Raw genomic sequence first — 13,234 nt, forward strand, 5'->3', positions numbered from 1 at the left:
GTCAGGGTTCCCGCGTTCCGGCCGACAGGAACGCGTTGTAGCGGGCGAGGTCGTCCTCCTCGCCCGCCGCCTCGGCCCGGTCGGCCGCCCGGTCCAGGCGGGCCTGCTCCCGCTCGTCGCTGCGGATCCACTGCCGGACCAGGATCAGCACCACCACGGCCGCCGGGATCTCCCCGAACGCCCAGGCCAGCCCGGCGCCGAGCCGCTGGTCGGCGAGCAGCGTGCCGGCCCAGGCCGGATAGACCCCGGTGTACCAGTCCAGGCCGATCACCGTGTTCGACTGGAGCAGCACGAACCCGAAGAAGGCGTGCGCCACCATCGCCAGGAAGTGGATCAGCGTGAGCAGGGCCGGATGCGCCCGGCGGCGCCCCGGATCGACGCCGATCAGCACCCAGAACAGCAGGTAACCGGCGAGCACGAAGTGGGCGATCATCGCCAGGTGCCCGAGGTGGTAGCGCATCAGTGTGCCCAGCAGCCCACCGAAGTAGAGGCCGTACAGGCTGCCCACGTAGATGCCGAGAGCGACCAGCGGGTGGCTGAACAGGCGCGCGGCCCGGCTGTGCACCACGGCGAGCAGCCACTCCCGCGCGCCACGGACCCGCGGGTCGGCCGGGCGGCGCAACGTGCGCAGCGCCAGCGTCACCGGGGCGCCGCCGACCAGCAGGATCGGCACCACCATCGACAACACCATGTGCTGCACCATGTGGACGCTGAACAGCACGTAGGCGTACCGGGCCACCCCGAGGCCGGTGATCGCCGCGAACAGCAGCATCCCGGCGGTCCAGGAGACGGTCCGGGCGAGTGGCCACCGATGCCCGGCCCGGCGCATCCGCATCACCCCGGCCAGGTACGCGCCGATCCCGGCGACGGCAACGGCCAGCAGGAACAGATCCGGCAACGGGTCACCCAGCAACCGGCCGGCGGTGATCGGCTCCGGCGCCGCGAAACCCAGCACCTCGATCAACGGGTCCGGTCCGGCCGGGTCCTCCGCCAGTGGAGTCGGCGTCCGCGACAGGCCGGCGGCCAGGCCCATCGCCGCGCCCATCACGACCAGTTCGCCGGCCACCAGGCGCAGGAACGCACGCGGGCGGCCGGCTGCCAGCGCCGGCAGACCGTGCTTGCGGTGGGCGGCACCGGCCAGACCGACGAGGATCAGGAGCAGGACCTTCAGCAGTACGAGTACGCCGTACCGCGATCCGGTGAGCATCGTGACCGAGCCGAGGCGCACCGCGGCGTTCACGGCCCCGCTGATCGCGGTGACGGCGAAGCAGCCGAGAGCGAGCCGGCTGTACCGGGCGGCGGTCGCCGGGAACGCCCTGACCCGCCGGACCGCGAACAGCCCCGCCACGCCGCCCACCCACAGCGCCGCGGCGGCCACGTGCAGCGCGAGACTGGAGACCGCGACCTGATGGTTACCGGCCCCGGCGGCGTGCCCGGTGAACGCCGGCGGCACCACGGCCACGACCGCGATCAGCGCCGTCCCGGCCGCGAGCCCCCGGGACACCCCGGCCCGGGTCAGCACGGCCACCACCAGCGCCAGTCCCGCCTGGACCAGCAGCGCCTGGCCCTGCGAGATCGACAGCGCGAACCCGCCGATCACGGTGCCGCCCAGCTCGGTGACCGGCAGACCCAGCACGTCGGAGACGGTGAGCAGGATCAGCCCGGCCGCGCTCGCCGCCCACCCCAGCGCGAGCCAGGTACCCGCCCGCAGCAGCCGCCACCCGTGCGCCGACACGCTCGGCCCGTCGCCGGGCAGCAGGAACGCCGCGGTCACCGACACACCCACCACCAGCACACCGAACACGTCGGTGAGCAGCTTGACGACCGGCAGCCCCCACCAGGTGAGCGGCCCCGGACTGGGGATTCCGGGCAGGACGGTCTGGTCCACCCCGCCCCCGAAGATCAGCGCAGCCACCAACGCCACCACCGCGACCGGCACCACCGGTCCCACCCACCGCACGACAGACGTCCCCTCACCCGCGACAACGGCAGAATGGTCGTCCGGCGCACCGTAGAAGTTCCCACCGGAATCCCGGGTCACATCCGGCTCCGGTCCACGACCGTCGTCATCCACAGCTTCGGGCCGGAGAGGAATGCCGGCGCCGGCTCTCGGGGGTGAGACGGTGGGCGGCCGGCGGGCGAGCCGGTCACGGTCGGCGGCCAGCGGGTGAGCCGGTCACGGTGGGGAGCCGGCGGGCGGCCGGCGGGTGAGCCGGTCACGCTGGGAAACGGCGGGCGGCCGGCGGGTGAGCCGGTCACGGTGGGGAGGAAAATCGGTGGCGTGCCGCGGTGGGCGGGCGTCACCATGCGCGAGTTGATCAGGGGTATGGACGACAGGCGGGTGGCGGAATGGGCCGGCTGACCGGATTCGCGGTCTCGCACTGGGGTGCGGATCCGTGGGCGCGCGGCTCGTGGAGCCTGATCGGCCGGGACGGCTCCCCGGCGGACCGGGCCGCACTGGGTGCGCCGGTGGGTGACCGGCTGAGGATCGCGGGCGAGGCCACCCACCCGAGCCGGGCCGGGATGACGCACGGGGCATACGAGCAGGGGGTTCTCGCCGCGACATGGGCGATCGGGCGGGGACATGCCCGCGTCGCGGTGGTCGGTGCCGGGATGGCGGGGCTCGCCGCCGCCCGCACGTTGACCGCCCACGGTGTGGACGTGGTGATCTGGGAGGCCCGGGAACGGATCGGCGGGCGCACCGCACCTGCCGACGTCGACGGTGCCGGATTCGACCTGGGCGCCAACTGGCTACAACAGTACGACGACAACCTCCTGGCCCGCCTCGCCGAGGACCTGGGGCTGCGCACCGTCCCGACCGACTTCGGCGACCCGCTGATCCTCGACGGCCCGCGGGCCCCGGCACCTGCCCGGGCCCCCTCCCCCACGGCCGCGACGGTTACCGGCGGCACCGTGGTCGCGGACGCGCGTCGGGAGACGGACGTCGAGGCCGGATTCCCGGCGGCGGAGGCCCTCGCGGCCGGATTCCCGGAAACGGACGACATCGCGGACCGGTTCGCGGCGGCGGAGGCCGTCGAGGTCGAGTTGCGGGCCCGGCTGGAGGCCGCGCCGGTCGGTGCGTCGGTGGCCGACGTTCTGGAGGAGTGGCTGCGTGCTCCCGGAGCATGGGATGTGGAGGCGGTTCGCCGGTTCGTGGACGCGGAGATCGTCATGGACTCCGGGGCGCCGCTGTCGTGGCTGAGCGCCCGCCACGGGTTCGAACCCGGCGTCGGCGAGGGTGATCGGTGGATCGCCGGTGGCTACCGGCTGCTGACCGATCATCTGGCCGAGGGCCTGGACATCCGGCTGCGGCACCCGGTGGACCGGATCGTGGTCGACGCGGGCGGGGTGACGCTGGTCGGTGACGGCGGTGCGCTGCGGGTGGACGCCGTGATCGTCACGGTTCCGCTGGGGGTGCTGGCGGCCGGCGGCATCGTGTTCGAGCCTCCGCTGCCCGGGCCGCACCGCACCGCGCTGTCCCGGCTGGGCATGGGGCGGGTGGAGAAGGTGGTGCTCCGCTTCGGCGAGCGGTTCTGGCCGGTGCATCCGGCGGGTTACTACCGGGTGCACGGCACCGCCGACCACTGCATCAGCGAATGGCTCGACGCCACCGCCGCCGACGGTCTCCCCACGCTGGTCGGGCTCTTCGCCGGCCCCTGGCTCGACGCACTGTGGACCGGCACCGACGAGCAGATCGCCGCCCGAACGGCGGCCGTCTTCACCGCGGCCGCCGGCCGGCCGGACGAGGACTGAGCGGCCGCCGCCGGAGAGGGCGGCGGCCGTCGGAATCAGCCCGGTCAGGGCAGCAGCTTGGTCAGGGCAGCAGCTTGGTCAGGTCGGGTTTCGCGGTGAGCAGGCCGTCGGTGACGGCCAGGCCGGCGAGGGCCTCGACGGAGGCGGTGTTGATGTCGGCGGGCCATTTCGGGAGCACCAGCGCGGCCCGCACCTCGGGCGTGATCTTGGTGTAGCTCGCGAGGACGTTGCGGACCTCGTCGGGGTGGGCGTCGGCGTACGCCAGGGACTTCTTCATCGCCGTGGTGAAGCGGGCGACCAGGTCGGGGTCGCTGCCCAGCAGTTGCTGGGAGGTGAAGTACATGGCGACGGTCAGATCGGGGGCGGCGTCGACGTAGCTGGAGGCGATCCGGCGGGCACCCGCGGCCACGGCGGCCTGCTGGAACGGCTCGACCACGAAGATCGCGTCGACGCTGCCCGACTCCAGCGCCGGGACCTGGTCGGGGAAGGCGAGCTCGGTGAACTTGACGGCGGCCGCGTCCCCGCCGTCCTTGCGGACCGACTCGCGCACGCTCGTCTCGACGATGTTCTTCAGGGTGTTCGCGGCGACCGTACGCCCGGCGAGGCCCTTGGCGCTCTTGATCGGGCTGTCGGCCTTGACGAAGAGACTGCCGAAGTCCTGGCCGTCGACGCCGGTGGAGTTGGTGCCGTTGGCGACGACCTTGACGGGCAGGTCCTTGGAGGCGCCGAGCAGCAGCGAGATGGTGTTGCTGAACCCGAACTGGTACTGCCCGTTGAGCACGGCCGGCACGATCGCGGCGCCACCCTGCGCGGTGGTCAGGGTGAGGTCGATCCGCTGCTCGGTGAAGAAGCCCTTCTCCTTGCCGAGGTAGATCGGCGCGACGTCGACGATCGCGATCACCCCGGTGTTGACCTTGTCGACCTCGGTGCCGGACGGTTCCGGATCGGTGCCGCACCCGGCGGCCAGCAGCATCGCCGTGGTGAGGACCGCGAGCAGGGTTGATCGTCGCATGGACACGGAACCTAGACGCGACATTCGCTTCCGTCAATTAGGTTCAGGTCGGCCGTACCCCTGCCGAAAGATCCGCCAAGGGCGAGGGGAGGTGGCGCGGGCATGTCGTACGTGAACGGTGGACGGCGTGGCGACGCCGCGACCCGGTGGATCCGGGGCGCTCTCGCCGTGGTGTATCTGGCGCTCGCCGTCAGCAACTTCCTCATCCTGGCCGGCCCGGCCCGCACCGTGATGACCGTGCTGGACAGCGTGACCGCGCTGCTCATGGGCATCGCCGCGATGAGCCGCAAGCCCGGCCGCCGGGGCGAGTACCTGGCGTTCCTGCCGATCATCGACAGCGTGGCGCAGGTGGCCGTCACCGGCAGCCTGCAATACAGCACCACCCTGATGCTGACGCTGCTCGGCGTCGGCGCGGCCGTCACGTCCCGGCGGATCTTCGCGGCGTCGGCGCTGACCGGTGTCGGCGGGTGGGCGCTGACGGTGGGCCTGGAGGAGCATCTCCGCGGGCCCGAGACCGGCTACTACAGCGTGCAGGTGGCGTTCGCGGCGATGCTGGGCGCGCTGATGCACGAGGCGCTGCGCCGCCGGCAGCGGGCGCTCAAGCGGGCACACGAGAAGGTGACGACGGTGGCCGAGCGGTTCGAGCGGCTGTTCAACGCGTCACCGGCCGGGGTGGCGATCGCCGACGGGACCGGGCGGGTGGTGGCCGCCAATCCGGCCTTCTGCGAGCTGGCCGGGCGCCCGGAGGACGAGGTCCTCGGCGCGGACGTCGGGCCTTTCCTCACCGAGGGCGAGCAGCGGATGGTACGACCGGACGGATCCGTCCGCTGGGCGTACACCACGGTCGCCACCAGCGAGGCCGGCGGCCGCCCGTGGACGCTGCTCCAGATGCAGGACGTCACCGACCGGCACCTGGCCGAGCAGGAGGCCCGCGACTCGCACCGGCTGCTGGCCGCGGTCGCCGCGGCGGCGCGCCGGATCCGCACCGGCGAGGACGCCCGTGCCACGATCATCGCCGCGATCCGCGACCTGGCCGCCGCCGACAACGTGACCCTGCTGGAGGCCTCGGCGGACCCCGGTGGCCGTACCCTGCCCGGCCCGGCCCGTGAGGTCGTGGTGACCGACGCGGACGGCGCCGACGTGATCGGCACCCGGGTTCCGCTGGACGGCACCTCGATGATCGCCCGGGTGTGGGCCGGCGGTGAGCCGATCTTCCTGGCCGACCCGGCGTCCGACCCGCGGGTGTCGGCGGCGCTGCTGAAGATGGTCGACGGCCGGTCCATGCTGTGGCAGCCGGTGATCGTGGACGGTGCGGTGACCGCGGTCCTGGCGGTCGGCTGGCGGCGCCGGGTGGAGACGGTGAGCGACTACCGTACGCGTGCGGTGGCCCTGCTCGCCGACGAGACGGCACTGGCGCTGGAGCACGAGCGGCTGTTGCGCCGGCTGGAGCGGATGGCGTTCACCGACACGCTGACCGCGCTGCCGAACCGGCGGGCCTGGCAGGAGGCGATGGACCGGATGGTCGCCGAGGCCGGGCGGACCGGTGAGCCGCTGACCGTGGCGATCGCCGACCTCGACCACTTCAAACGCTACAACGACACGTACGGCCACGCCGCCGGCGACGAGCTGCTGCAACGGGCCGCCGCGGCGTTGGTGGCCGGCATGCGCGACGAGGACTTCCTGGCCCGCTGGGGTGGGGAGGAGTTCATGTTCGCCCTGCCCGGCACGGCCACCGACGACGCGGTCACGGTGCTGGACCGGATGCGGGCGGCGATGCCGGACGCGCAGACGTGCAGCATCGGCGTGGCCACCTGGGACACCCGCGAGTCGATCGCCCAGCTGTTGCAGCGTGCCGACGACGCCCTCTACACGGCCAAGCACGACGGCCGGGACCGGGTCCACGCGTCGGTGCGTGCACTCAGGACGTTCCGGAGCCCGGCAGCGTAGAGCGAGCCCGGCAGCGTAAAAGGGGCGGTCCGGCAGCGTAAAGGATTGACGGTCTTGACGCGGTCGTGTGATGTGGACGCCGTGGACGAGGACGATCTGATTGTCGAGTTGAGGACGCTCGTCGACGAGACGGCGCCACCGGCTCCGGACACGGTGGACGTCGCCGGGTCCGGCTCCTTCCGCGCCGCCGAACGCAGGGTGCGGGCCTTCTTCCAGAAGTCGTTCGCGTCGGCGGTGACCGTCACGGTCGGCGACCGCCCGGTCGGCGTGGTCACCCGGGCCATGCTGTGGGCGGCGGAGGGCACCGCGGCCGAACCCGGCACCGGCGAACGTCTGGAGCCGCTGGGTGACTCCACCCGCTACCGTCTACTCGTCTTCGCCTGCCGGCCGTGCGGCCTGACCGCACACCGCATGCACCACGACACCCGTGATCTACCGCGATGCGCCCACGGCCGGATGGAGCTGCGACGTTGAGTCTCGACGCCCTCGCCAACCCACCGGACGTCCTGGCCTCGCCCCGTTTCTTCCGGGTCGCCTACCTGCCGACGTACGCCGCGGCCCTGTTCCTGATCGCCCTGGTCTGGGCGGGGGCTCCCGGGCAGCGGGTCCGGTTCGGCGACGCCTGGGCGACCGCCAAGGACCTCGGCGTGCTGGAGGCGGTCCTCATCGGCCTCGCCGTCGTGCTGGTCGCGGTGATCCTGCAGCCGTTGCAGACCCTGCTGGTACGTGTCCTGGAAGGCGAGTTCCCGGGCCGGCTCGGCGCCTCGGCCCGGCAGCGGCGGCACGTCACGCTGCGCGGCCGGATGGCGGACCGGGTGACCGCCGCGATCACCGCCGCCGCGCAGGCCGCCGGACAACCCGGGGAGCAGCGGCTGGTCAACGAGGCCGGTCTGGCGTCGGCACGGCTGCGCTCCCGGTATCCGGCCGAGGACGCCGTCCGCGCCACCCGGCTGGGCAACGTGCTGGCCGCTACCGCCGACACCGCCGGGCAGGAGTACGGTCTCGACCCGATCGTGGTCTGGCCGCACCTCTATCCGCTGCTCGGTGACACCATCCGCGGCGTGGTCGACGATCTGCGCGACGCTCTCGACGGCGCCGTCCGGATGTGTGCGGTGATGGCGCTGACCACGGTGGGGGCGGCCGGCCTGCTCGCCTGGCGGTCCGGCTGGTGGACGCTGCTGGCGGCCGTGCCGATGACGATCGCGGTGCTGAGCTACGCCGGGGCGGTGCGGGCCGCGGCCGCGTACGGCGCCGGGGTGCGTGCCGCGCTGGACCTGCACCGCTTCGATCTGCGGACCGCGCTGCACCTGCCGCTGCCCCGCAACCAGACGGCCGAGCGGATCGCCAACCAGGAGCTGTGTGACCTGCTCCGGCAGGGCGTGCCGTTGCGCGGGTCGTACGAGCACCCGCCGCAGCCGGACCAGGAGAGACCATGATCGAGCCGACGCCACCGCCGTTCGTCCTCCCGTACACCCGGGTCGTCGCGCAGGAGGGCCTGAAGAAGGCCCTGGAGATCGCCTACGTCTCCCCCTCCGTCGGGGGTGTGCTGGCCACCGGCCGGCGGGGCACCGCCAAGTCGACGACCGTGCGGGCCTTCGCCCGGATGGTCTTCGGCGACCTGCCGGTCACCCTGCCGATCGGCGCCACCGACGACCGCGTGGTCGGCGGCTGGAACATCGACAAGCTGCTCCAGGGCACGAGCACGTGGATGCCCGGCCTGATCGAGGAGGCCGGCGGCGAGGGCCGGACGGGCGTCCTCTACATCGACGAGATCAACCTGCTGGAGGACCACCTCGTCAACATCATCCTGGACGCGGCCGCCACCGGGATCCTGACCGTTCAGCGCGACGGCGTCTCCCGCCGCAACGTCGCGGTCTGGTTCAACCTGGTCGGCACGATGAACCCGGAGGAGGGCGGTCTGCGGCCCCAGCTGCTGGACCGGTTCGGCCTGGTGGTGTGGGTGGACTCGGCCGGGTCGGCGGGTGAGCGCGCCGAGATCCTGACGACCGTACTGGAGTTCGAGCGGCTGCTCACCGGGCCACCGGATCAGTTGCGGGCGGCGTACACGGCCGACGGGCAGCGGCGCGGGCGGCTCGACGCCGCGCGGGAGCGGGTGCCCGCGGTCGTGGTCCCGGAGAAGGCCGCCACCATGGCCGGTGCCATCGCCGCCGAGTTCAGCCTGGAGGGGCATCGCGGCGAGCTGGCCATGCTGCGGGCGGCACGGGCGATCGCCGCCATCGCCGGCGCCGCCGAGGTGAACGCCGCCCACCTGGCCGAGGCGGCACCGCTGACCCTGGTCCACCGCCGCGGGACGAGCGAGAGCGGCACGCTGCGCCGGTGGTCGGCCGAGGACGACGCGATCGTGGCGCGGGCGACAAGTGCTGCGGGCTGACACGGTCACCGACCGCATCGCGGGCACGCTGACGTGCGCCGCGTTCGATCACCGCCTGGGCGGCATCCTGCTGCTGGATCTGCGCCCGGACCTGATCGGCGGCCTCGCCTCGTGGCTGGCGGCCACGATCGGCGGGCCGGCCCGGATCGTCACGCTGGGCGCCGACGACGGCGACGACACCCTCTGGGTGACCGCGGACGCCGGCCTGGCCCCCGCACCCGGCCGGTTGGCGGAGTCACCGGGCACCACGCTGATCGCCGTCATCCCCGACCTGGCCCGGGCGAACCTGGCGGTGACCAGGGCGGCCACCGTGCTGATCGGGGCCGACGGTGCGGTCGCGGACCGGCACGGACTCCATGCGGCCTGGCGCCCGCGGGCCCGGTGGCTGGCCGCCTGCCCGGCGGCCGACGCGGAGCGGCTGTCACCGCATCTGCTGGACCGTTTTGCGGTACGCGTCGCCGCCGCGGACCTCGGAACACCGGCGCGCACCCCCGCGGAGCTGGTGGCCGCCCTGGACGGGCACACCACCGGCCTGCTGCCCGCGCTGCCCGACCCGGCGCCGCTGACCGGCCCGCCGGCGGTGATGACGGCGGAGGCGGCCACGCTCGTCACCACCGTGGTCGGCGGGCCGGCGGCACCGCACCGCCGCGACCTGGCCCTCGCCCGCGCGGCTCGGGCCGTCGCCGTCTCGGACCGGTCCGCCACGGTCGAAGCGCGCCACGTCCACCGGGCCGCCGAACTGCTCGGCTTCCGCGGCACCAGCACGCGCCCCGCGGCCGCCCCGGCCCGGCCGGCGTCGCCCGCCCACCCCGCCGCGACCGGCGACGACACGGCCACCCCACCGGCGCGGCCCGGGGACGTCGAGATCCGCACCCCGGCCCGGCCGGACACCCCGCCGGTACCCACCAGCGTCCTGGCACCCGGCCCCGGCCCGGCCACCGCACCGCGGCAGCCGCTGTACCCGGAGGACTCGCCGGACGCGATGCCGGACTTCGCCGGCCTGCGGGTGCCGTGGCAACGGGCCGACGGCCGGCGGTCCACCCGCGGCCCGATCATCGGCGCCGAACCGTCGGGGCGGCCCGTCGACATCGCCTATCTCGCGACGGTCCTGGAGGCGGCCAAGTTCCGGCGGGTCCGCCACGGCGCCGGTGCGCCGCTGCGGATCCACGTGTCGGACCTGCGGTCGAACCGGCGGCAGCCGCAACCCGACGCCGCTCTGGTGCTCCTGCTCGACCACACCAGCCGGCGCGACTGGGACGTCACGGCCGCTCTCGCGCCGTACCTGGGCTGGGCCTACACCCGGCGGGCCGCGGTCAGCCTGATCGAGATCGGGCACCGGGACGCAGACTCGGAGTTGCAGGCCGAGCGGCGCCGGCTGTCCGGGGTCCTCGATCCGCTGCTGAACGCGGCTCTCGACCGGGCACCGGCCCGGGCCACACCGCTGGCGCACGGCCTCGACCTGGCGATCCAGGAGATGCGGCTGCGCCGGCGCAACCTGCCGGTCCGTGACGGCGAGGCCTGGCTCGTGGTGGTCACGGACGCACGGGGCAACGTCCCGCTGGAGGCGAGCCAGCGCAACGTCATGCCGCGATCGGTCAGCCGGGCCGGCATCGACGACGCCCTCACGGTCGCCGCCGGTGTCGCCGGACTGCGGGCGGTACGCACGGTCGTGCTGGCCCCGCCGGAGCTGAGCCACTACCGGGATCTGCCGTTCGCGCTGGCGGACGCCATGGCGGGCATGGTCGCCCGGCCGGACGGTGCCCCATGACGACGAACCGGGTGGCCGGAGCACTGAAAGGCCTTACCGCACCGGCCCCGCTCGCGCCGGTGGCCGCCGAACGCACCGCCGGGGCCCGTCCCGCGGCGCCGCCCGGGGACGAGATCGGGATCGCGGTCCCGGCCGCCGCCCCGGACCTGAGTGAGCGACTGCCCGAGGACGTCGCGCTGCTCAAGGTGATCGCGGTCGACGACGTACCCGGGCGGTACCGGTTCCGGTTGGAGGGGTACTTCCGCGGCCGGGTGTGGAGCACCGACGAGTCCGACGAGTCGGCCCACCTGCGGCCCGGCCTGACCATCGACGGCGCGCTGGAGGCCGGCGACGACACGGCGCTGGACGCGGCGGTGGAGTACTACGAGTTCATCATGGCCTGGTCCAGCACCAAGCACGCGCTGCGGGAGTGGCTGACGCGACTGCACCGCACCGTGGGCGCCTTCCACCGGCTGATCATCTGGGACGACACCGACACCGGCATCCCGTGGGAGCTGCTCCGGCTCACCTTCGGCGACGAGCACCTGTGGCTCGGCGCCGACTTCGAGGTGACCCGATGGACCACCATCCACGACACCGGGCGTCACCACCAGTTCAGCGCGAGGGACGAGCAGGTGCGATCCGGTGGTGAGATCCTCTGTTACGAGGACCGGGACCTGGTCTCCCGGGCCGGGCTGAGCATCTCCTCGGTCGCCGCGTGCAGCAGCCGGGAGACGCTCGTCGCGCTGCTGCGGGACCTCGACCTCGAGGAGCGGCGCTTCGGCCTGGTCTATGTCCGGGCCCACGGCGAGTACGGCGCGGATCTGCGCAGTGCCAAGCTCGGCGGGATATCCCTGTCCCGGTTCGAGACGCTGCGGTTGCGGGCCATGCGGGCGTCCGGGTCGGTGGTGATGCTGAACGCCTGCAACTCGGCCCGCCCCGTCTTCGACCCGGCGATGGGCGACCGGGCCAACCGCAACTTCGCCGAGGTCTTCCTGCGCCGCCACGCCCGCGCCGTCCTGGCCACCATGGGCGAGGTGCCGACCGGGTCGTCCGCGGCCCTGGCCCGCCGCATGATCGTCCTGGCCCGGTCGGGCGGCGTCCGGATCCCCGAGTTCCTGCGGCAGCACCGCGCGGGGTCCGCCCGGGGCCTCCCGGCCGACACCCTCACCCTGGATGCCGAACAGCGCGAGGCGATCCGGGACTTCCTGTACGCGTCCCGCTACGTCTACTTCGGTCACCCGGACGCCGTCTTCGTCCTGGGAGAGCCGTCGTGAGCCCGGTCCGTGACGTGCCGGTCCAGCCGGTGGTCAGCTGGCATCCGGACGAGGGGTCGGCCACCTCGCGGATCATCTCGGTGGATCTCCAGCTCGCCGACCCCGCCGCCGGCTGGCCCTACGACGAGGAGGAGTTCCTGGTCGGCTGCATGATCGACGGGCGGCCGTCGTGCACGGTCCGGGCCCTGGACAGCGCCGGGGTGGTGCTGCACCGGTTCGGCGGCACCTACGGACCGACGTATTTCCGTGCCGAGCTGACCGACGCCTCCGCCGATCCGGCCACCGCGAACCTGTGGCTGACCCTCACCACCGCGGGCGGCGTGCCGTTCTACACCGCCGCGCTCCCCCTGGACGGCAGCGGGATCCAGACCGCCGAACGTCCCGCGCCCCCGCCCCGCCGCCGGTCCACACGCCCGCCGGAGACCGCGCCGGTCGTGGACGATCCGGCCGCCCCGGTCTTCTTCCTGAGTTACGCCCGCCCGGAGCGCTCCCGCACGGTCGGGCCGCCCCGCGACCCGAACCGCGCCGTGATCCGGTTCTTCGACGACCTGAACGAACTGGTGAACGAGCTGGTCGGATCGCCGGTCGGCGACTCCCCCGGCTTCATGGACCGCATCCTGGACGGGGGCGACAGGTGGCAGAGCTCCATTCTGCGGGCGGCCGGCACCTCTCAGGTGATGGTGAGCCTGGTGTCCGGCCCGTATTTCCGGAGCCCGTGGTGCGCACTCGAATGGAGTGTCTTCTCCCGCCGCCGGGTGGTGTCCCGGGACGGCCTCGACCCACACGGCCGAACCGCGATCGTTCCGGTGCTGTGGACGCCGTTCAGTGAGCCGGTGCCCGCGCCGATCGCGGCCGTGCAGATGTTCACACCGACCGGGCTACCGGATGAGAGCGCGATCGCCCTCTACCGCGAAGAGGGCCTGATGGGTCTGGCACAGACCGGGCAGGCCGCGGCCTATGACGCGATCGTCTGGAAACTGGCGATGCACATTCAGCGCATTCATTCGAACTACCGGGTCGAGCCACTGGTTCCGGACGGCATCGAGGGCCTGCCGAACAGCTTCTGACCGACGGTCACCATCCGTGGAGAGGCGGGTGACTTTACG

The 13,234-nt window shown here is 73.5% G+C and carries 10 protein-coding genes; 8 read left to right on the forward strand and 2 right to left on the reverse strand.

What is annotated here, in order from left to right:
- Nucleotide 1: 1 nt before the first annotated feature.
- The gene (locus BC793_RS42720; RefSeq protein WP_109602349.1) at nucleotides 2–1,960 is read right to left on the reverse strand and encodes a bifunctional copper resistance protein CopD/cytochrome c oxidase assembly protein; all 1,959 of its coding nucleotides are present in this window, start codon (nucleotides 1,958–1,960) and stop codon (nucleotides 2–4) included.
- Nucleotides 1,961–2,349: 389 nt separating this feature from the next.
- On the opposite strand from BC793_RS42720, the gene BC793_RS42730 reads away from it, so the two are divergent.
- On the forward strand, nucleotides 2,350–3,753 hold the full coding sequence (locus tag BC793_RS42730; protein ID WP_109602351.1) for a flavin monoamine oxidase family protein: 1,404 nt from the start codon (nucleotides 2,350–2,352) through the stop codon (nucleotides 3,751–3,753).
- Nucleotides 3,754–3,814: 61 nt separating this feature from the next.
- Here the strand turns inward: BC793_RS42730 and BC793_RS42735 are convergent, their stop codons facing one another.
- Nucleotides 3,815–4,765 (reverse strand): ABC transporter substrate-binding protein, encoded by a 951-nt coding sequence (locus BC793_RS42735; RefSeq protein ID WP_109602352.1) that lies wholly within the window; start codon nucleotides 4,763–4,765, stop codon nucleotides 3,815–3,817.
- Between the two features lie 102 nt (nucleotides 4,766–4,867).
- Between BC793_RS42735 and BC793_RS42740 the strand changes: the two genes are divergently transcribed.
- The 7 genes from BC793_RS42740 to BC793_RS42770 are packed head-to-tail and all read left to right on the forward strand — an operon-like array spanning nucleotide 4,868 to nucleotide 13,195.
- The gene (locus BC793_RS42740; RefSeq protein ID WP_109602353.1) at nucleotides 4,868–6,712 is read left to right on the forward strand and encodes a sensor domain-containing diguanylate cyclase; all 1,845 of its coding nucleotides are present in this window, start codon (nucleotides 4,868–4,870) and stop codon (nucleotides 6,710–6,712) included.
- 54 nt (nucleotides 6,713–6,766) lie between these two features.
- Nucleotides 6,767–7,186, forward strand: a complete 420-nt coding sequence (locus BC793_RS42745; RefSeq protein WP_146246724.1) for a hypothetical protein — start codon at nucleotides 6,767–6,769, stop codon at nucleotides 7,184–7,186.
- On the forward strand, nucleotides 7,183–8,148 hold the full coding sequence (locus BC793_RS42750; RefSeq protein ID WP_109602355.1) for a hypothetical protein: 966 nt from the start codon (nucleotides 7,183–7,185) through the stop codon (nucleotides 8,146–8,148). The genes BC793_RS42745 and BC793_RS42750 overlap by 4 nt, the downstream gene beginning before the upstream one ends.
- Nucleotides 8,145–9,104 carry an AAA family ATPase gene (locus BC793_RS42755; protein ID WP_109602356.1) on the forward strand — a complete coding sequence of 320 codons (960 nt, stop codon included), beginning with the start codon at nucleotides 8,145–8,147 and terminating at the stop codon, nucleotides 9,102–9,104. Before BC793_RS42750 ends, BC793_RS42755 begins: the two co-directional genes overlap by 4 nt.
- A complete protein-coding gene (locus BC793_RS42760; RefSeq protein WP_109602357.1) occupies nucleotides 9,091–10,872 on the forward strand; it encodes a vWA domain-containing protein in 1,782 nt (593 codons plus the stop codon). Before BC793_RS42755 ends, BC793_RS42760 begins: the two co-directional genes overlap by 14 nt.
- Nucleotides 10,869–12,128 carry a CHAT domain-containing protein gene (locus tag BC793_RS42765; protein WP_109602358.1) on the forward strand — a complete coding sequence of 420 codons (1,260 nt, stop codon included), beginning with the start codon at nucleotides 10,869–10,871 and terminating at the stop codon, nucleotides 12,126–12,128. Before BC793_RS42760 ends, BC793_RS42765 begins: the two co-directional genes overlap by 4 nt.
- Nucleotides 12,125–13,195 carry a TIR-like protein FxsC gene (locus BC793_RS42770; protein WP_109602359.1) on the forward strand — a complete coding sequence of 357 codons (1,071 nt, stop codon included), beginning with the start codon at nucleotides 12,125–12,127 and terminating at the stop codon, nucleotides 13,193–13,195. The genes BC793_RS42765 and BC793_RS42770 overlap by 4 nt, the downstream gene beginning before the upstream one ends.
- Nucleotides 13,196–13,234 lie beyond the last annotated feature (39 nt).

This window comes from Actinoplanes xinjiangensis (assembly GCF_003148685.1).
In the GTDB taxonomy this organism is placed as follows: Bacteria; Actinomycetota; Actinomycetes; order Mycobacteriales; family Micromonosporaceae; genus Actinoplanes; species Actinoplanes xinjiangensis.

Coding starts and splice junctions, on each gene's coding strand:
- BC793_RS42730 (WP_109602351.1), top strand. CDS start 2,350: ATGGGCCGGCTGACCGGATTCGCGGTCTCGCACTGGGGTGCGGATCCG.
- BC793_RS42735 (WP_109602352.1), bottom strand. CDS start 4,765: ATGCGACGATCAACCCTGCTCGCGGTCCTCACCACGGCGATGCTGCTG.
- BC793_RS42740 (WP_109602353.1), top strand. CDS start 4,868: ATGTCGTACGTGAACGGTGGACGGCGTGGCGACGCCGCGACCCGGTGG.
- BC793_RS42755 (WP_109602356.1), top strand. CDS start 8,145: ATGATCGAGCCGACGCCACCGCCGTTCGTCCTCCCGTACACCCGGGTC.
- BC793_RS42765 (WP_109602358.1), top strand. CDS start 10,869: ATGACGACGAACCGGGTGGCCGGAGCACTGAAAGGCCTTACCGCACCG.